General features: G+C 65.1%; 18 protein-coding genes. 1 reads left to right on the top strand and 17 read right to left on the bottom strand.

From position 1 onward, the window contains the following. Positions 1-121: 121 nt before the first annotated feature. The 17 genes from GGR66_RS19070 to GGR66_RS19150 all read right to left on the bottom strand — a co-directional run bounded on the left by GGR66_RS19070 (position 122) and on the right by GGR66_RS19150 (position 15,911). Positions 122-1,225, bottom strand: a complete 1,104-nt coding sequence (locus tag GGR66_RS19070; protein WP_326521085.1) for an OmpA family protein — start codon at positions 1,223-1,225, stop codon at positions 122-124. 56 nt (positions 1,226-1,281) lie between these two features. Then, positions 1,282-1,890, bottom strand: a complete 609-nt coding sequence (locus GGR66_RS19075) for a hypothetical protein (RefSeq protein ID WP_184449915.1) — start codon at positions 1,888-1,890, stop codon at positions 1,282-1,284. After that, a complete protein-coding gene (locus GGR66_RS19080; protein WP_184449917.1) occupies positions 1,890-2,558 on the bottom strand; it encodes a TadE family protein in 669 nt (222 codons plus the stop codon). The genes GGR66_RS19075 and GGR66_RS19080 overlap by 1 nt, the downstream gene beginning before the upstream one ends. Then, positions 2,555-2,941 (bottom strand): DUF192 domain-containing protein, encoded by a 387-nt coding sequence (locus GGR66_RS19085; protein ID WP_184449919.1) that lies wholly within the window; start codon positions 2,939-2,941, stop codon positions 2,555-2,557. Before GGR66_RS19085 ends, GGR66_RS19080 begins: the two co-directional genes overlap by 4 nt. Further along, a complete protein-coding gene (locus GGR66_RS19090; RefSeq protein ID WP_184449921.1) occupies positions 2,938-3,828 on the bottom strand; it encodes a type II secretion system F family protein in 891 nt (296 codons plus the stop codon). Before GGR66_RS19090 ends, GGR66_RS19085 begins: the two co-directional genes overlap by 4 nt. Beyond that, positions 3,825-4,673: a type II secretion system F family protein gene (locus tag GGR66_RS19095; RefSeq protein WP_184449923.1), complete on the bottom strand. Its 849-nt coding sequence runs from the start codon at positions 4,671-4,673 to the stop codon at positions 3,825-3,827. The genes GGR66_RS19090 and GGR66_RS19095 overlap by 4 nt, the downstream gene beginning before the upstream one ends. Further along, positions 4,673-6,400, bottom strand: coding sequence for an ATPase, T2SS/T4P/T4SS family (locus tag GGR66_RS19100; RefSeq protein WP_184449925.1), 1,728 nt, complete (start codon positions 6,398-6,400; stop codon positions 4,673-4,675). The genes GGR66_RS19095 and GGR66_RS19100 overlap by 1 nt, the downstream gene beginning before the upstream one ends. A gap of 30 nt (positions 6,401-6,430) precedes the next feature. After that, a complete protein-coding gene (locus GGR66_RS19105; RefSeq protein WP_160964506.1) occupies positions 6,431-7,813 on the bottom strand; it encodes a pilus assembly protein N-terminal domain-containing protein in 1,383 nt (460 codons plus the stop codon). Positions 7,814-8,046: 233 nt separating this feature from the next. Further along, complete coding sequence (gene cpaB, locus GGR66_RS19110) at positions 8,047-8,880, bottom strand: Flp pilus assembly protein CpaB (RefSeq protein ID WP_160964505.1); 834 nt, start codon at positions 8,878-8,880, stop codon at positions 8,047-8,049. 38 nt (positions 8,881-8,918) lie between these two features. Continuing rightward, complete coding sequence (locus GGR66_RS19115) at positions 8,919-9,113, bottom strand: hypothetical protein (protein WP_160964504.1); 195 nt, start codon at positions 9,111-9,113, stop codon at positions 8,919-8,921. Further along, on the bottom strand, positions 9,110-9,802 hold the full coding sequence (locus tag GGR66_RS19120) for a hypothetical protein (RefSeq protein WP_237475207.1): 693 nt from the start codon (positions 9,800-9,802) through the stop codon (positions 9,110-9,112). Before GGR66_RS19120 ends, GGR66_RS19115 begins: the two co-directional genes overlap by 4 nt. Then, positions 9,799-10,626 carry a TadE family protein gene (locus GGR66_RS19125; RefSeq protein ID WP_237475206.1) on the bottom strand — a complete coding sequence of 276 codons (828 nt, stop codon included), beginning with the start codon at positions 10,624-10,626 and terminating at the stop codon, positions 9,799-9,801. The genes GGR66_RS19120 and GGR66_RS19125 overlap by 4 nt, the downstream gene beginning before the upstream one ends. Positions 10,627-10,637: 11 nt before the next feature. Next, positions 10,638-11,390, bottom strand: a complete 753-nt coding sequence (locus GGR66_RS19130) for a hypothetical protein (protein ID WP_255421796.1) — start codon at positions 11,388-11,390, stop codon at positions 10,638-10,640. 41 nt (positions 11,391-11,431) lie between these two features. Further along, positions 11,432-12,940, bottom strand: a complete 1,509-nt coding sequence (locus GGR66_RS19135) for a pilus assembly protein TadG-related protein (protein ID WP_255421797.1) — start codon at positions 12,938-12,940, stop codon at positions 11,432-11,434. 173 nt (positions 12,941-13,113) lie between these two features. Beyond that, complete coding sequence (locus GGR66_RS19140; RefSeq protein WP_160964502.1) at positions 13,114-13,389, bottom strand: pilus assembly protein; 276 nt, start codon at positions 13,387-13,389, stop codon at positions 13,114-13,116. Between the two features lie 685 nt (positions 13,390-14,074). After that, a complete protein-coding gene (locus GGR66_RS19145) occupies positions 14,075-14,890 on the bottom strand; it encodes an ABC transporter permease (protein ID WP_160964501.1) in 816 nt (271 codons plus the stop codon). Positions 14,891-14,909: 19 nt separating this feature from the next. Continuing rightward, positions 14,910-15,911, bottom strand: coding sequence for an ABC transporter ATP-binding protein (locus GGR66_RS19150; protein WP_184449929.1), 1,002 nt, complete (start codon positions 15,909-15,911; stop codon positions 14,910-14,912). A gap of 137 nt (positions 15,912-16,048) precedes the next feature. Here GGR66_RS19150 and GGR66_RS19155 point away from each other — a divergent pair, with 137 nt between their 5' ends. Next, positions 16,049-16,759, top strand: a complete 711-nt coding sequence (locus GGR66_RS19155; RefSeq protein ID WP_237475211.1) for an FAD-binding oxidoreductase — start codon at positions 16,049-16,051, stop codon at positions 16,757-16,759. Positions 16,760-17,161: the final 402 nt, after the last annotated feature.

A 17,161-nucleotide genomic window follows, 5' to 3' on the forward strand; every position in this document is an offset into this window, starting at 1 on the left:
CCGGCAAACGCGTGGCTGCGCGTTTGCCGGCGGTGCGACGCGAGCGGCAGTGCCGCTGTGCCACACCGCAACAGTGCAGGCAACAAGGGCGCGACCGCACGCGGCAGCGCCCCTGCGCGGCTCAGTTCTTCTTTACCAGCTCGACGCGGCGGTTCTGCGACTTGCCTTGTTCGGTCGCATTGTCCGCCACCGGATCGGCGTCGCCGAAGCCGGCCGCACTCAGCCGCGACGCCTCGATGCCCTGCGCGACCAGCGCGGCAACCACCGCCTTGGCGCGCCCTTCCGACAGCGTCTTGTTGTGCGCGGCATCGCCGGTGCCGTCGGTGTAGCCATTGACGGCCAGCTTCAACGCCGCGTCCTGCTTGAGCAATTGCACGACCTGCGCGATCTGCGGTTGCGAATCGGGCAGGATATCGGTCTTGTCGGTGGCGAAGTTGACGTGCAGCGCCACCTTGCCGGTCTTGTCGATCTGCGTCTTCAGTTCGCTGGCCGGCAGCAGGCTGGCGGTGACCTGCAGCGGCTTGGTCTCGGCGATCATTAGGCCGCCGCCGAACTGGTAGCTGCACAGGTGGATCCAGATGTCGCGGTCGGCGCGATGCACCACGAACACCTGCACCGGGTTGTTCCAGACATCGCCCAGGCCGCTGTTGTACTTGGTGGCGAAATCCCGCGGCCATTCCTTGATCTTCTGCGTGGCCGCTTCGGGAATCCGGCCGTCGAAAATCTTTTTGCCACCGAGCGCAGTGACCATGGCCTCGATGTTACGTTCCAGTTCGATGTCCGAGAACGTTTTACCGTCCGCCGCATTGATCTGCGCCGACCAGACCTTGCCCTCGACCGGTTGCAGGCGATCACCGGTCCAGAACGGAACTTGATCGAAGTCGGTGCCATCCGGTTTGTTACCGGTGACATATCCGCTGGGCAGGGCGATGTAGGGGAAGTCTCCCAACGGGACGCCGGACACCGGCAAGCTGGCCGGGTCGAATGTGGCACTGGTGGCAGGTTGCTGTGCGGAAGCTTCCTGCGTGCTGCCGGCGGTCGCCGCGGGGGGCGTTGCCTGATCGTCGGAATGCGCGGGCTGCTCATGCTTCTTGCAGGCACTCAGACTTGCGATGACGGCCAGGACCAACGTCGCCGCTACTGCTCTTTTCACAGAGGTACTCCTTGTCGGGGGACGAACAAAACTAGTGTAACGGGAGGTCGGCCGATCTTGCCGCAGAACCATGAATCCGCGTCGACCAGCGATGGGCGGCGAGCGCTCGGGTCGCAGCGAAAGCGGGATCAGTGCGCAAGATCGGGCGGTTGGAACAATGCGTCGGGTTGCGCGCCGTAATCGACGCGCTGGATATCCCATTGCTGTTGCTGCTCCAGTCCGGTCTTGCCGCGATAGGCGAGCACCAGGCCGGTCTCACGGTCCAGCCACATCGTGCCTTGCCGGGTTCTGCCTGGTCCGTCCGGATTGGCCAGGCGGTACCGCCATTGCACCGCGTCGCGGCCCGCACGCAGGCCGCTGTCGCTGCGCTGGCAGTCGGCGAACATGCCCAGCCCTGCGCAGGGTTGCTCCGGATCGAAGCGTAGTCGCCAGCGCATGCCGGGAACGGGCATCGCACCACCGTGCTGGTCGACGATCCAACCAGTGGGCGCATCTTTTGCCAGGATCAGCGCATACGACCGACCGCTGGCATCCTGGAACTGGATGCGCAACGCGTCGTCGCGAAAGAACACCGTCGCCGGCTGCGCCGCGCCGCGCGGCTGGATCCGGCTCAGGCCGCCAAGTTCGTTGGTGCTGACCTGCGCCACGCCGGAGAACGCGGCGTCCTCGGCGCACGCCGAGCCGGCAATGATCTGGAACAGCAGTGCAACGCACGCCAGCAGCGCGAGACGGGACATCACTTGTCCAGGTTGCCTTGCGTGTAGATCGGCGACTGCATGCGCACGATGGCGTAGCTTTCGATCGGCAGGCGCCGGGTGAACGTTTGAAGGGGGGAGGACTCGAATGTGCCCGGCTTCAGATACTGGGAATTCCCCCCCAACACCCAGTCGACGAACGGCACGTCAAGCTTTGCGTTGTAGACCACCTTGATCTTGAGGATATTGGCGTCCTGGACATTGACGCCGCTGCTGCCGATCGCCGTGCTGCGGTAAGCGAGCGTGTCGTTGGGCAGCGCATAGCTGCCGTTGTACTGGCGCTCCTTGAAATTGTTCCATGCGGCGCGGGTGGGACTGATGACGGTGATCTGGCTGTTTACCCTGATATCGAAGTACGCAGCCCCGAACGCTTGTTCGACCGCCGCCTGGCCAGTTTCGTGGACATGTAGCGGCATCATGCCCTTGGCCAAACCTTTGCGCATTTCCTCCCGGTCCACCCCGCTGACCGCGCCCGCCCTAGCGGCCATCAGCGTGGCGTAATCGAGCGTGGACTTCATGCGGTACAGCAGCACCGCCTGGATGACGGCGAGCAGCAGGAACAGCAGCACCGGCGTGATGATCACCAGTTCCACCATGGACTGACCGCGCATGGATGAGCGGCTGCGCAGGGTGCGTACGCGTGCTTTCATGATCGGGCTCCCGGAGAGGAAGGCGCCGGCGCGGTGGCGCGCCATTGCCAGTGTTCGCCGCGTCGCGGCTGCAGGCGGTCCAGCGCACCGCCATGGAACTCGATGGTGGCCGCGGCGCGCCGGCACATCGCGGTGCGATACGGCCTGACGTTCTCGCGCCACTCGAGCACGGCATCGTCGTGGCCCAGGAACACCAGATCCAGCGGATAGGCCATGCCGATGGTATGCACGCTGGCGCAGGGGCGGATCAGCAAGGCCTCCGATCCATCGGCGGCCAGTGCCGGGCGTGCCAGCAGCCCGCGCGCGCGCGACCACCAGGTATCCGCCGCCCACACCTGCGGGATCGGGGCGCCGGCGCTGCGCTCGATGCACCCGCGTTTCACAGGATCCCCTCCTGCAGCATCTTCAAGTAGATGAAATAGCCCAGGAACAGGAAGATCAGCGGGAAGAAGAACATCACCAGCGGCAGCATCATCTTCACCGGCGCTTCCAGCGCCAGCTTCTCGGCGCGCAGGAAGCGTTCCTCGCGGCGCTGGTTGGCCTGCGCGCGCAACGTGTCGCTGAGGTTTGCGCCGACCTTGTCGGCCTGGATCAGTGCGCTGGTGAAGCTGGTGATCTGCGCGATGTCCATGCGCTCGGCCATGCGCCGCAGCGCTTCGGCGCGCGGCAGGCCCGCGCGCAGATCGCGCAGCATGCGCGAGAACTCCTGCGACAGCGCGCCTGAGGGGCCCTTCGCGACGGCCTGTTCGATGCCGCCGGTGACGTTCAGGCCGGCCTCGACCGCCATGGTGATGAAGTCCAGGTAGATCGGCAGATCGCGCACCACGGTCTTCTGCCGCGCCTTGCGGCGTTCGCCCAGCCACAGGGCGGGATACAGCCAGCCGAGCACGCCGCCGAACAGCAGGCACATCAGGCCCGAGCCGATGCCGAGGTGACCAAGCATGCCGGTGCACAGCAGGAAGAAGGCAACCACCACCAGCGCGCTGGCCATGCGCAGGCCATAGAACTCTTCCGGCGTCAGCGTGTAGTCCTGGCCGGCCGCCTGCAACTGCCGATGGGTCTGCTCCAACTGCGCGACGCTCAGGCGCGGCGCAATGCGCCGGGTAAGGACGGTCACCAGCGGCCACATCAACTGCATCAGCCGCGGCAGGGGATCGTAATAGGTACGGTCTTCCAGCTCGACTTCGCGGATCACCCCGCGCGTGCCGATCACCACCAGCGCGACGGCGCCGGCGGCAAGAAGAGCGACGAGGGCGAGCATCCAGGTCATACGTCGATCGTCATGATCTTCTTGCAGAGGCGGTAGCCCAGGTATTCCATGACCAGGCAGATGGTGATCACCACCCAGCCGTGCCAGCTGTGGAACATCGGCTGCATGGTTTCGCTGTACATCAGGCTGAGATAGCCGATCAGGAAGACCGGCAGCATCGCCATGACGATGCCCTGCAGGCGGCCCTGGGCGGTCAGTGCCTTCACCTTCTTCTCCATGGTCAGGCGCCGGCGCAGCGTCTCGGCCAGGGTCGCCAGGGTCTCCGCCAGATTGCCGCCCACCTCGCGCGAGATATTGACCGCCGAGACGAACAGCTCGGCGTCGGTGATGGGCACGCGCTTGCTGAAGTTCTCCATCGCCTCTTCGGCGCGAAGCCCCATGTGTTGTTCGCGCAGCACCAGCGCCAATTCCTGCGCCAGCGGCGGTTGCCCGTCGTGGACCAAGACCTCCATCGCCGGCGCAAACCCGACGCCGGCACGCAGGCTGCTGGACAGCATCTGCAATGCGTCGGGGAGCTGCTCCTGGATCTGCTCGAGCCGGCGCTTGCGCAGGAACGCGTAGATCTTGCGTGGCGCAAAGAGCAGGAAGATGCCGATCAGTACCGCGATGATCAGGCTGCCGGTCAGCATCCACACCAGCAGCGGGACGATCACCATCACCACGGCGCTGATCAGGTAGACCTGGGCGGGATCCAGGAACAGGAACATGTCCGCCAGGTTCATGCGCGCCTGGTCCATGAAGCTTTCGCGGTAGCGCTTCAGAAACTGCTCGCTGGAGCGCGCGATCAGCAGGAATGCCGTCACGGTCCCGGCGAACACCAGCAGGGCGATCAGCCACAGGGCCATCAGCGCGCGCTTCCCTGGTTGCGGAAGATGCCCAGGTCCACCGACACGCCGCGCTCGGCGAGTTCCTCGTAGAACTCGGGCACTGCACCGGTCGCCACGAAGTTGCCGGCGACCTTGCCGTCGGGGCCATGGTAGGTGGTGGGCTTGAACAGGAACAGATCCTGCATCTGGATGGTGCCGCTTTCGATGCCGGTGATCTCGGTGATGTGACTGACCTTGCGCGAGCCACAGGGATAGCGGCGCTGGTGCACGATCAGGTTGACCGCCGAGGCGATCTGTTCGCGCACCACTACCATCGGCAGCTCCATGCCGGCCATCATCACCATCACCTCCAGGCGCGACAGCGTCTCGCGCGGGTTGTTGGCGTGCGCGGTGGTCAGCGAGCCTTCGTGGCCGGTATTCATCGCCTGCAGCATGTCCAGACACTCGCCGCCACGGCACTCACCGACCACGATGCGATCCGGGCGCATACGCAGCGCGTTCTTGACCAGATCGCGGATGGTGATCTGGCCTTTGCCCTCCATGTTGGGCGGGCGTGCCTCCAGTGCCACCAGGTTCGGCTGCACCAGCTTGAGTTCGGCCGCGTCCTCGATGGTGACCACGCGGTCGCCATCGGGGATGAAGTTCGACAGGATGTTCAGCAGCGTGGTCTTGCCCGAGCCGGTACCGCCGGACACGACGATGTTGCGGCGCTCGCGCACCGCCATGATCAGGAACTCCAGCATCGCCTCGTTCAGCGATCCGAACTTCAGCAAGTCCTCGCCCAACAGCCGGCGAGTGGCGAACTTACGGATGCTGATACTGGGGCCGCGTAGGGCGACCGGCGGAATCACCGCGTTGACGCGCGAGCCGTCCTTCAGGCGCGCGTCGACCAGCGGAGAGCTTTCGTCGATGCGCCGTCCCAGTGGAGTGACGATGCGCTCGATCGCGGCCAGGCAGGCGCGTTCGTTGGAGAACACCACTTCGGATTTCTGGATGCGCCCGGCACGCTCGATGAAGATGTCGTCATGGGAGTTGACCATGATTTCGGTGACGGTCGGATCGTCGATCAGGTCTTCCAGCGGCCCCAGCCCGATCGCCTCGTCCAGGACCTGCTTGGCCAGCCGGCGCGGGCTGATGTCCGCTGGCAGGTCGCTGAACTCGCGTTTGATGATGTCGTCGATCAGGTTGATGGTGCTGTCGCGCAGCGCGCTGTCGTCCATGCTGCGCACATCCATGCGGCGCAGATCCATCTGCCGCACCAGCGCCATGTGCAACTTGGTGCGCCAGGTGGCGATATCCGATGGTGGCGGCCCGGCCACCACCATCTCCGTCGCGACGGGCGCAGACGGCTGGCGATCAGGTGCCGCGTCGGTTGCGGGTGCTGCCGACGCCGGCTCGGTCTTGACGGCCGCGCTGTCGTTGGCGGCCGGCGTCTGCCTGACGATGCGTGCGTCGTCGCCGCTGACCTTCAGCATGTACTGGCCGATGCGGATCTCGTCCTTGCCGTCGATCGGCCCCTGCTTTGCCAGCACCACCTTGCCGTTGAGCGTGATCGGCTCGCGCCCGCCCAGCGGCAGGATGAACACGCCGTCGTCCTCGCGCAGCAGGGTGGCGTGCTTGCCGGCGATGTTCCAGCCCTGCAGCATCACCAGGTTGGCGTCGGCGCGGCCGATGCCGCACTCGCGGTGCATGCATTTGACCTGGCGCGTGTCGCCTCCCGGCGTATTGATCAGCACTGTGAACATGGCGGTGAACCTTGCGCTCCGTGGGGTGGGTTACTTGATCAACTTGTCTTGCCGCGGGCTGATCTCGTCCTGCAATTCCTTCTCGATCCCCTGGGCACGCTGCAGATCCTGCAGGTTCTCCGGGGAAGTCGGGCTGACGATGCGCGGGGTCACGAAAATGACCAGTTCGGTCTTGTTGCCGCGGAAGCCATCGGAGCGGAACAGCTTGCCCAGGATCGGGATGTCGCCCAGCAGCGGCAGTTTGTCCACGGCCTTGGAGGCCTCCCGATCGAGCAGGCCGGAAATGACGATGGTCTGGCCGGCATTGACGTTCAGCTCGGTCTCCACGCGCCGGGTCAGGAAGCCGGGAACGCCCTGCACCGACACCGATGGATCGATCCGGCTGACTTCGGCCATGATCGAGGTATTCACCTGATTGGACGAGTTGACCGTCGGGTTGATGTTCAGGCGGATGCCGTATTCCTTGTACTCGATCTGGGTCTGGCCGAGGATCGACGGCACCACGATCGGCACTTCGCCGCCGACCAGGAAGGTGGCGTTGCTGCCGCTCTTGGCGCTCAGCTTGGGCTGCGCGAGCACCCAGGCCTTGCCGCGGCTCATCAGCAGGTTGATCTTCGAGGCGATGGTGGTGGCGATGCCGAAGTAGCCCTGCGGTCCGGACAGCCTGGTCGGCAACCGATCCTTGATGTCCTGGAAGGTCTGGTTCTCCTGCGGCAGCACGCGGAAGTAATCGTTTTTGGTGACGTCGCGGATCAGACCGCCGATCGGGCCGTCGATGGTGCTGTCCCAGCGGATGCCCAGATCCTCCACGGCGTTCTTGTTGAACTCCATGATCGACACGTCCATCTGCACCATCGGCCGCATGCCCACCGGGTCGGCGCCGGCGAAGTTCAGCACCTGCGGATAGATCTTCTGCAGCGCCTGGATCTTTGCCGTGGTGGCGGCGTCGATGTCGTTGCCCGAGATCACCACGTTGGAGCCGATGGCCCGCACGGTGATGCCCGGCGTATTGCCCAGCAGTTCGCGCACGGTCTCGGCCGCGCCTTCGGACTTGCTTCCCCCCACCGTCACGCTGACGTCGCGCTGGCTGCCATCGGCCATCCACAGGTGCACGTTGGTCTCGCCGGGCTTGGTACCGATCATGACCACTTCGGACTTGCCGACCGAGAAGACACTCAGGACCTCGCCGTCGCCGACCGCGATGCGCCGCAGTGCCCCGGGGACTCGCCGAACCACGGCCTCGCCGGCATAGATGCTTTGCGACGACTGGATCAACGGGGCGACCGACGGCTTCTTGTCACCGGCCAGGGCGACGCCGCCGCCACCGCCCGACGAGGCGCCGCTGCTGCCCAGTTCCTGGATCTGCGATTCCACCGATTGCTTGAACTGGTCGACCTGGCGCCCTTGCGCCATCAGGCGCGCCTGCTCGGCCGAGGGTGTATCCGCTGCCTGACCAGCCGCCGGTGCGGCCTGCGTTGCAGGCCGTGCCACCGCTGCAGCCTGCGCGGAAGGCCGTGCCGCCGGTGCAGCGCTCGCGGCCTGTTGTGCCGATGCATTCCATCCCCCGATGCCCGCCAGCAACACGCCGGCCAACCATGGCGCCGATGCTCCGGCCTTGCTCCTGCGACGTGTTGCCTGCGTCATGCTTAACCCTTTCCGCCAATGATGAACTCAACGCGGCTGCTTCCGCTGCCTATGTCTGCCGAATCGCCGGAACCCAGCGACCGCAACAACTGACTCTCGCTCATGCCCGTTGCTGCGCCTGGCGAGGTGTCTTTGATCTCGCGCAGCAGCACGCGCACCGCCCCTACCTTCGAGGCGACGGCCAACTGCTTGGCCTGGTACTGGTCCAGCTCCAGGGTCACGCTGGAAAAGCCGGTGGACGTATTGGCTTCCTCGCCGTCCTTCGGCGTCGGCGCCTCGCCGATGCGGCTGCCGGCGGCCAGCACCTTGACCTTCTGCAGCAGTGGGAACACCTGCGCGCCCGCGCCCTGGCCACCATTGCCGCCGGTGGTGGCGTCCTTGACGAAGAAGATGTCGATCAGGTCGCCTGGCGCGATCATGCCCGAGATCGAATTGTTCTCGTCGACACTCATCGTGTAGGCGACCTTGCCCTTGGGAATCAGCCGCGAGAACTGGTCGTACAGCGGAACCAGGGCGCTGGCGCTCAAGGGCGCACCACCGCGTGCTGGTGCACGCAGCATCCTGCCTTCGAACTGGGTGTGATTGTCGGGCGTGACCGCATCGGCGGGCGCGAACTCGGCCGGGATCGTGCGCAGGGCCAGATCGCCACCTTGCAGGATGGCGCCCTGCGGCAAATCGTTCACTGGCACCGCGACGTCGACCATCGGTCGGTTGTCCTGGGTCCGTTCCGCGACCGTGGTGCGGATGTAGCTGACCGCGATGAAGGCCGCAAGGCCGGCCATGACCACGGCGATCAGGATGAAAAGAACGTTCTTGCTGAGTTTGGGTTTCTGCATTGAAGAAGTGCCGTCGGCGGGTTTGTCTCGAAAAGGATTCAGCCCGTCAGCACGTCGGAGACCGAAATGGCATAGACGAACGCGGCATAGAGTTCTTTCAGGGTGGTCACCACTTCAGTGATCACGTCGGGCTTGGCGATCAGCACGATCACCAGCGCCATGACCACCACGGTGTATTCGATCGTGGACTGGCCGCGCTGCAGGCGCCGGCCGGGCAGGGCAAGCGCGTTCATTCGACCACCGCCACGATCACGGTGCCGGTCTGTCCCCGGCTCGAGGTCACGGTGACGCGATCGTCCTGCCGGGTGAAACGGGAGACGCAGTGCGGGCTGCTCGCAGTGCAGGTCGACGAGGAGCCGTCGCGGGAATAGCCCTGACCGGCGAAGTACCGCGCGTAGTACTGCTGGTTCTGCAGCGGCGTGTAGCGGTTGAGCATGCTCAGTGTCCTGACATGACGCGGGGTGTCCATGTAGACGATGTCCTCGGCGACCTGTGTGTCGGGCAGCCGGCCGAAGCCTTTGCCGACGCCGTCGGCGGGGAGGTTTCTCTTCGGAATTTCCATCACGCCGATCTGGCCCTGCGTACGGTTGGCATCGCCACTCAGTTCCACCGTGATGTAGTAGCCGCTCTTGGTCATGTGGCCGAGTACGGTCTTGCTGCCGGCCGGCGTCGCCACGACCAGATCGCCCCATGCCTTGCGATAGAACTGCTCGACCTGCTGCGGCGACTGGGCGACGCGGAATCGGCTGGCGCGCATCGCGATGCCGTTGTAGAGCATGTGGTCGGACACGACCTCGCCGGAGGCTTCGTCCGGGACCGGGACGTCCGGCCAGTCCACCGCACGCGCCGGCTGCGCCGCCACCGCAGATAGCAGCGCGCCCAGCCCGCTGGCGAGCATGCGATGGGAGCGGCGCGCGTTCATGGCTTGCCCGGCTTGACCGGATAGTTGGCCAGCTTGTCCGAGGGCACGACATCCGGCTCGATGGTGCCCAGCTCCAGGTCGCCGAGGGAGCCGACCATCGGCAGGATCGGCTTCAACGGCTTGACCATGTCGAAGATGCGATCGAGGCCGCTGAAGTAGGACACTGGCGCCAGCGGACGCACCGCGCTGACCACGCTCCGCGGTCCACTGCGTGGCCCGGACGCGTTCCAGGCATCGGTCAGCAGGGTCTGGTGGCGCTTGTCGACCAGATTGAGATTGTCCAGCGGTTCCAGAAAGCGCGCAGGTCGTCCGTCCGTCGTCTTCAGATCGCGATAGTTCAGTGTCACCTCAGCGGTGACATAGCCGTTGCGATTGGGCGGGAACGCGCCGTCGGCGAAATTCCGCGGCACGAGCCCGGCCGCGTTGTCGACATAGCCGGGCGAACTGCTGTTGGCGGTTCGCGTGATCGACAGGTCGCTCTTCTCCAGCAACTTCCGGTTGGAGAAGGTGTTGAGCATCTGGTCGGCGAACGCACCGCTGCCGTTGCCGGACGCACGGCTGGTGATCGGCGTATCGGCGTCGGCAAAGTTGCGGTCCAGCGCGCGTTGCTGCAACTGGGCGCGACTGGGCGGTTGATAGTTGTTGGCCACGCTGGCTTCCCAGGCAGCATTGCGCGCGGCTTGCATCGCCATTTGCTTGCTGTGTCCCAGTTTGGCGACGACGGGAATCAGCAGGAACAGCGGAACCAGCACGGCGGCACACACCGCCAGCTCCACCATCCCCTGTCCGTGCATCCTGCGCGGTGAAAAGAACGTCGTCTTCATCCTGCGTCCTCCTAGTTCTCTTCCTTCCCGCCCGCCACGTTGGAAGGAATCAGGCCGCTGCCGAGGCTGAACGACTTGACCTGCAGCAAGCAGCCGTTGCCGCCCTGCAGCGGTTTTGCATCCAGTGGAATGGACTGCAGATAGTTGCCTGCGCCGTCAACCGTACAGCCGGCAACGTCCGCGGGAGAGTCGGAAAAGCCCCATTTGGTGCCGCCAGACCACATGCAAACTTCCTGCTTGCCGTTTTGCCAGCGCGTGCACGGCTGGCCCTTGATCTGGCTCTCGCCCGCCAACTTCCAGCCGATTGACTGAACGTTCTGACGCTCCTGGGTTCGGGCGTCGCTATCCAGCGCGGTGTACATGCCGCTCGTGTCTTCGACAGCGCTCTTGTCCGTGTGTTGCTCGAGCTTGATCATGCAGGTGGCTTGCGCGCTGTCGCCATCGACGCCAAGCGTCCAACTGACCTGATGTGCGAACTGGCGATGGGCGTCGATCATGATCTCGACCTCGCCGGTTCCCAGCTTCGCCTCTTCTTCTGCGGAGAGCGCACGCATCGGCATGCCGGAACCGCGGCAGGCATCCAGCTTTGCCTGGTAGTTCTTGCGCTCCCAGTTTTCGCCTCCCATACGCGATTCCCATGTCAGGACCACGTGGAGTGCAGGGAGTGACTTGACGCCACTTTCGGAGGACGAAGATTCTTCGCCGCTATTGCCTTCTGTCGCGTCGTGCGATTGGCACCCGGCGGTGAACGCCAGAGATGCCATGCACACAAGTGCCAAGGGGCGAAGTCGATTGGTTGATACCATCATGGAGCAAGCACCAGGAATCTGCGGTCAGAATCGGGAGTCTTCACCAGGCGCGCCTGCCAGTACGGGCTGAACAGGCTGCCTTTTTCGAACTTTCCGTCGCCTCTGCCCCACACCGAGCGCCGGAAGGCGCTGAGTTCATAGGGCCGGTTGAAGTAGACCTGGGCGCTCGCCATCGCACGCAGTTGCTCGCCGTGCGCCTCGTCCTTGAGTTGCATGCGCCCGCTTCCGATCTTCAACGCGGAACTGGTACGCGCCTTTGCGATCTGAGTGCCCACTTCGACGGTATAGATTGGCCCTGCGTTGGCGCCCTCAGGACTTTGCGAATAGGTGTCCTTGACGTCGTGATACCGGGGGCTGACGCCATAGCGATAGCCACTAAGGAATGCCTTGTCGCGCTTGAATTCTGGCGTGACAGCAGGGTCGCCCTCGATGAATCTGCCAGCGATATCGCTACTTCGGGTGCCGTTGTAGGCCTGGTAGCGGCGGCCGTCATAGGGCGATTTCCAACCCCGCCCATTGTTCATGCCGGCGAAGAAACTCGGTTTGCGCCCGTTCACCGCCTGAGTTCCACCCCAGCCGATCGGAAACTTGAAGGTCTTCAAGAACAGGGGCAGACGGAACTGAAAGGCGTCCACACCCGACCAGCGGTCGTACTCGACCATGTCGGTGCCGCCGTTGTTGTTGAATACGCCGAATGCGGTGCCGTCGCGTGCGCGCGTGAACGTGTCGCGAGACGCCATCACGACATTGCGATAACGCTCGCCGCCCTGATTGACGCTTCTCAGGCCCGCGCCACGACCAGGATCATAGGATTGAAGTTGGTTGCCGGCCAAGCGAACGTTGTTTGCAAGTACGAACTTGCCGCCTGTCGTCAGATCGGCATCTGGCACGTTGTCCTTGACCACTTTGCTTGCCATGGTGAAGACGTTGGCTTCTGACGCAAACGTGCTTACAGCTGCCTCGGCGGCCAGCGAGTAGGGATGGTCGAGTGCCTGGTCCAGCCAGGTGGTGGTGCCATTCGCGGCTTGCAGAAAGAAGATTCGGAACGCCTTGATGGCTCTATTGAGCACGGTCATCGCGCGATCGATGGCGATCAGCGCTTCGCCCAGGCCAGGCACCCAGAACAGCAGCACTTCTGCGAACTTGTTGAATTTTTCGAAGTGGACCGTGGTGGAGTGGACCATGGTCAGCCAGGAGTTGAGGCTGACGATCTGCGCGATCGCCACTTCGTTGGCGACGCGTCCGCGATTCAGATAGGCAGCGAAATTGCGCGCGCGTGCCTGTTCGACGGCGATGCTGTACGCAGCGGCATCGGCGGCATTGGTGAGTTCGACCTTCTTACCGACCACCTGGCCGGTGTTGAATGTCACCAACAGCCCCACGCACAGCACCATCAGGAATACCAGCACCATGGGCATGGCCTGCCCTCGCATCCTGGAGCGGACGCGGAGCGGCCCCGGCGCGACCATCGTGGTCGAGTGATTGGCGGCGGCGATGGTCACCATACGGCTTCCTTCGGGCAATACCACGCCGAGGGCACGACGCACGCGTCGGACCCGGCTGGTTCCATTGGATTTGGGGTGTGCTAGCTGAGCGCAGAAGCCCGCGTAGGGCTGCTGCCGACAAGATCAACGGCAGGCCACCATCTGCCCGCGCCGGGCAGATGGTGGCAAGGGCCTTACTTGTTGCCGTTGTACTTGTCCATGCCCTTGTCGTTCTGGGCCTGCTGCTGCGCCTTGCCTGCATTGGTGCCAGCGCGGCCGATCATGCCGCTGGCATCCTTGCCCGACAGTTCCTGCGCCATACCGGCGACCTGGCTGCGGACGGTGCCGCCGAAGAACGTGAACACGCCGATCGCCGCGATCGCGATCAGGGCCACGATGATGATGTACTCGGTCATGCCCTGGCCCTGCTGCTTGCGGCCGAAGCGGATGGGCTTGCGTTGGATCTTCATCTGATTCCTCTCCTTGGCTCGATCGCCCAATTACCGGCAACACACAAACGTGCCAGCGGCAACGTGTGGCGACATGGGTTCATTAAGTGAAGTCGTTCACGGAGACGAAGCTGGTCTCCGGCCCGCGCTTTACGTCCAGTAAAGAGATGGTGTGTAGCGGACGTGTGCACTGTAGCGTCGGCTTATTGCCGTTACAAGAAAAGTTGCGTTAATAAATTGGCGATAAATTTGATGTGCATCACACTATAGAGTCAAACTTTGGACGCGTGCGATCCCGTATGGAATATACAATTGTGAATTCGGTGCAGTCGCGCCGTGCGCACCGTCAGATTTGGCTGTGATGCGTGGCGGATATGTCGGCATGTTGCACGGGATGCCGTCCGCGAATGGCGCACCGTCCGCGATCCCGCGCGCGGGGCGGGGTGACCGCGGGCGGCCGGCGACGCGGGACGAGACAGTTGGCAATGTGTATCGATGCGGAGCAAGGCAGATGCGCTTGCTCCGGTCGGGCCGGTGAGGCCGCGGCATCGAATGGCGGGTGACCTGCCGCCGCGCTGCTTGCAGTCAGAGATTCAGAACCGGGCGGACACGGGACGCATCCAGCGGCCCCCGCGCCTGGATGCGTCGGGCATGAGAAGGCGTGGAACCCCTGGACGCCGCGGTAGTGCGGAGGGGGCGCGAGGCGTCAGCTTCGCAACCCCACCCCGCGCCGCAGCAGCCACAGCGCCAGCGCCGACAGCACCGCGACGAAGCCCAGCATCAGGCTGTAAGCCACCCACACCGGCACGTCGCTGCTGCCAAGCAGGCCGTAGCGGAAGGCGTTGACCATGTAGAAGATGGGGTTGGCGTGGGTCGCGGCCTCGGCCCAGCCGGGCAGCAGCTTGACCGAATAGAACACGCCGCCCAGGTAGGTCAGCGGGGTCAGGATGAAGGTCGGCACGATCGCCACGTCGTCGAACTTCTTGGCGTAGACCGCGTTGATGAAGCCGGCCAGGGAGAAGATGGTCGCGCCCAGCAGCACCGTGGTCAGGGTCACCAGCGGGTGCGGGATGCGCACCGGGGTGAAGAACATGGCGATGATCAGCACGATCACGCCGACCATCAGCCCGCGCAGCACGGCGCCGGCGACGTAGCCCCACAGGATCACCCAGTTGGGCATGGGGCTGACCAGCAGTTCCTCGACGTGGCGGCCGAACTTGGCGCCGAAGAAGCTGGAGCTGATGTTGCCGTAGCTGTTCTGGATCACGCTCATCATCACCAGGCCGGGGACGATGAATTGCATGTAGCTGTAGCCGCCCATGTCGCCCACGCGCGAGCCGATCAGGCCGCCGAAGATCAGGAAGTACAGGGTCATGGTGATCGCCGGCGGCACCAGGGTCTGGCCCCAGATGCGCAGGATGCGCTTGACCTCGCGGCGCACGATGGTGCCCAGCGCGACCCAGTTGCGCTGGGCCGGGGTGGCGTCGGAAACGGGGAGGGTGGAATCGGTCTGGGTGGTCATGGTCGTCGCCGTGGGGGCATCAGGGAGTGGCGGGCGGCGGCGTGGCGCCGGCGCTGGCCGTGGCGGCGTCGCGGTGCTCGCCGGTGAGGCGCACGAACAGTTCTTCCAGGCGATTGCTCTTGGTGCGCATGGAGCGCACGCGGATGCCGGCGTCGCCCAGTGCGGCGAACACGCGGTTGAGGTCCATCGCCCGCGGCATGTCCAGGTCCAGGGTGTGCGCGTCCTGGGCGAGCAGGGTGGTGCCTTCGATCGCCGGCAACTGCGCCGGCAGCTCGCCGTCGATGTCCAGCAGGAAGCCTTCCACGTCCAGCTTGGCCAGCAGTTCGCGCATCGGTCCCTGTTCGACGATGCGGCCGCGGTCGATGATCGCCAGGTTGCGGCACAGGCTCTCCGCTTCCTCCAGGTAGTGCGTGGTGAGGATGATAGTGGTGCCGGCGGCGTTGATCTCGCGCAGCACGCGCCACATGTCGCGGCGGATCTCGATGTCCACGCCGGCGGTGGGTTCGTCCAGGATCAGCAGGCGCGGCCGGGTCATCATCGCGCGGGCGATCATCAGCCGCCGTTTCATGCCGCCGGACAGGGTGCGGCTCATCACCTGGGCCTTCTCCCACAGGTGCGCGCGCTTGAGTTCCACTTCGGCCAGACGCTCGGCCTCGGCGCGCGGCATGCCGTAGAAGCCGGCGTAGTTGACCAGGATGTCGAAGGGCTTCTCGAACAGGTTGAAGTTGATTTCCTGCGGCACCAGGCCGATCAGGCGCATCGCCGCGCTGCGCTGGCTGCTCAGGTCGGTGCCGAACACCTCGACCTGGCCGGCGCTGAGGTTGACCAGCGAGCTGATGATGCCGATCAGGGTGGACTTGCCGGCGCCGTTGGGGCCGAGCAGGGCGAAGAAGTCGCCGGGCAGCACGTCCAGCGACACGCCATGCAGGGCCTGCACGCCGTTGTCGTAGGTCTTGCGCAGGTCGCGCACACGCAGGGCGGGCGCCGGCGTCTGGGAAGAAAGAGCAGGTGCGGGAGTCAAGGCGGGCCTTCGCGCCGCATCGACGGCGCAGGAGAAGTGCAGCCGCTATTATAGAAGACCTCGTGGGGTCGCCCCCGGCCACAGACTGTTGCATCTCCGTGCCTGCCCAATTCCCGCTGAAACTGGTCGATCGCCACATGCTGGCCCCGGCCGTCGGCCACTACCGCTTCGTCCGCGACGACGGCCAACCCCTGCCGTTCGCGCCTGGCCAGTTCGTGCAGGTGCACTTCCACTATGCCGACGGCACGGCGACCAAGCGCAGCTACTCGCTGGCCACCCGCCACGATCCGGCGCAGCCGGCCGACGCCACGGTGGAGATCGCGGTCAGCTTCGTCGCCGGCGGCGCGGCCACCGCGCTGTTCGAGGCGCTGGAGATCGGCGGCCAGGTCTGCGCCAGCGGTCCATACGGGCGCTTCTGCCTGCAGCCGGGCGACAGCAACCGTCGCTATCTGCTGATCGCCACCGGCACCGGCGTCACCCCGTACCGCTCGATGCTGCCGCTGCTGGAAGCGGCGATGGCCGAGCGCGGCGTGGAGGTGGTGCTGTTGCTGGGCGCGCGGACGCCGGCCGAGCTGCTGTACGGTGACGAGTTCCGCGCCTTCGCCGAGACGCATCCCGGTTTCCGCTTCGTGCCGTGTTTCTCGCGTGAGCTGCCGGAAGCGCCGCATGCCGATGTGCGGCATGGCTACGTGCAGCAGTTCCTCGGTGAATTCGCGCCCCAGGCCGAAGGCGACATCGCCTACCTGTGCGGCAATCCGAACATGGTCGATGCCTGCTTCGACGCGCTGAAGGAGGCCGGCCTGCCGGTGCAGCACATCCGTCGCGAGAAGTACGTCAGCAGCAAGTAACGGTCGGCGCGTGCGTCCCTCGTAGGAGCGGCTTCAGCCGCGACCGCCTCGCTGGGAAGGTCTGTTGGGGGTGAAGCCGCTTGCTCCATAAATGCCGAGCGCGCTTCGCGCCCGCACCCTCACCCCAACCCCTCTCCCGAGGGGAGAGGGGCTTTGGCTTCTCCCATCGCCCCTCGGGACCATTGCCCCCTTTTGGGGGGAGGTGCTCACCGCAGGGGCGGATGAGGGACGGCGAAGCCCCGCAATGACCGATCGGCGCGAGCGCTGCGCGCGCCGGACCCGCCGTACCCTCACCCCAACCCCTCTCCCGGAGGGAGAGGGGCTTTGGCTTCTTCCATCGCCCCTCGGGACCATGGTCCCCTTTGGGGGGAAAGTGCTCTCCGCAGGCCGGATGAGGGGCGT

The organism is Xanthomonas sp. 3498, from assembly GCF_014199795.1.
GTDB classification, from domain to species: Bacteria; Pseudomonadota; Gammaproteobacteria; order Xanthomonadales; family Xanthomonadaceae; genus Xanthomonas_A; species Xanthomonas_A rydalmerensis.

Bases quoted from the DNA above. Each gene is read 5' to 3' on its own strand.
- GGR66_RS19070 (WP_326521085.1), bottom strand. From the start codon at position 1,225: ATGGTTCTGCGGCAAGATCGGCCGACCTCCCGTTACACTAGTTTTGTT.
- GGR66_RS19075 (WP_184449915.1), bottom strand. From the start codon at position 1,890: ATGTCCCGTCTCGCGCTGCTGGCGTGCGTTGCACTGCTGTTCCAGATC.
- GGR66_RS19080 (WP_184449917.1), bottom strand. From the start codon at position 2,558: ATGAAAGCACGCGTACGCACCCTGCGCAGCCGCTCATCCATGCGCGGT.
- GGR66_RS19090 (WP_184449921.1), bottom strand. From the start codon at position 3,828: ATGACCTGGATGCTCGCCCTCGTCGCTCTTCTTGCCGCCGGCGCCGTC.
- GGR66_RS19095 (WP_184449923.1), bottom strand. From the start codon at position 4,673: ATGGCCCTGTGGCTGATCGCCCTGCTGGTGTTCGCCGGGACCGTGACG.
- GGR66_RS19100 (WP_184449925.1), bottom strand. From the start codon at position 6,400: ATGTTCACAGTGCTGATCAATACGCCGGGAGGCGACACGCGCCAGGTC.
- GGR66_RS19105 (WP_160964506.1), bottom strand. From the start codon at position 7,813: ATGGCGCAAGGGCGCCAGGTCGACCAGTTCAAGCAATCGGTGGAATCG.
- cpaB (WP_160964505.1), bottom strand. From the start codon at position 8,880: ATGCAGAAACCCAAACTCAGCAAGAACGTTCTTTTCATCCTGATCGCC.
- GGR66_RS19115 (WP_160964504.1), bottom strand. From the start codon at position 9,113: ATGAACGCGCTTGCCCTGCCCGGCCGGCGCCTGCAGCGCGGCCAGTCC.
- GGR66_RS19120 (WP_237475207.1), bottom strand. From the start codon at position 9,802: ATGAACGCGCGCCGCTCCCATCGCATGCTCGCCAGCGGGCTGGGCGCG.
- GGR66_RS19125 (WP_237475206.1), bottom strand. From the start codon at position 10,626: ATGAAGACGACGTTCTTTTCACCGCGCAGGATGCACGGACAGGGGATG.
- GGR66_RS19130 (WP_255421796.1), bottom strand. From the start codon at position 11,390: ATGGCATCTCTGGCGTTCACCGCCGGGTGCCAATCGCACGACGCGACA.
- GGR66_RS19135 (WP_255421797.1), bottom strand. From the start codon at position 12,940: ATGGTGACCATCGCCGCCGCCAATCACTCGACCACGATGGTCGCGCCG.
- GGR66_RS19140 (WP_160964502.1), bottom strand. From the start codon at position 13,389: ATGAAGATCCAACGCAAGCCCATCCGCTTCGGCCGCAAGCAGCAGGGC.
- GGR66_RS19145 (WP_160964501.1), bottom strand. From the start codon at position 14,890: ATGACCACCCAGACCGATTCCACCCTCCCCGTTTCCGACGCCACCCCG.
- GGR66_RS19155 (WP_237475211.1), top strand. From the start codon at position 16,049: ATGCTGGCCCCGGCCGTCGGCCACTACCGCTTCGTCCGCGACGACGGC.